Raw genomic sequence first — 592 nt, 5'->3', positions numbered from 1 at the left:
CGTCGTCGAGGACCACCGGCAGCCCCGGGCCGCCGGCCGCCCGGCGGGCGCGGTGCTGGTGCGCGACGGCCGCCAGGCGCAGCGCCAGGAACACCTGGTCGGCGGTGCCCTCCGACAGCCCCTCGTCGGCGGGGACGTCGGCCCCGTCGCCGCGGCGCACGAGGAGCCGGCGGGCGCCGCCGTCGTCGGTGGCGCCCACCCCCGTCCAGCGCCCGTCCGTGAGCTCGGCCAGCAGCGCGCCCGCCTCCTCCAGCAGGGGGTTGGCGCGGCGGGTGGCGAAGCCCTCCAGCTGCTCCCGCAGCAGCCGCCGCTGCAGGTCCACGACCACGTAGCGCTCCGCGCTCTCGGCGAGCCGGGCCAGCGCCTCGGCGGCGCGGGCGGCCAGCACGTTGGCGTCGGAGGCGCCCTCCAGCCGGTGCAGCTCCGCGCGGGCGGAGCCGAGCTCCTGCTGCGCCAGGGCCGCGGCGCGCTGCACCTCCTCCAGGGCGGCGGCGCGCTCCTCGGCCTCGACGTCGACGTCGGCGTCGTCGCGGGCGCCGAGGGAGGCCAGCAGGGCCGTGACGTCGGGGTGGTCCTCCGCGAGGAGGGCGAC

The 592-nt window shown here is 80.6% G+C and carries 1 protein-coding gene; it reads right to left on the bottom strand.

Annotation, left to right across the window (positions count from 1 at the left end):
* Positions 1–592, bottom strand: a 592-nt coding sequence (locus ABEB16_RS21510; protein WP_425560290.1) for an ATP-binding protein, incomplete at both ends; no start/stop codon positions are given.

Origin of the sequence: Kineococcus glutinatus (genome assembly GCF_039542765.1) — a bacterium.
In the GTDB taxonomy this organism is placed as follows: Bacteria; Actinomycetota; Actinomycetes; order Actinomycetales; family Kineococcaceae; genus Kineococcus_A; species Kineococcus_A glutinatus.
The sequence above is the reverse complement of the archived record's forward strand: the minus strand, read 5'-3'. Positions and strand labels throughout refer to the sequence as shown.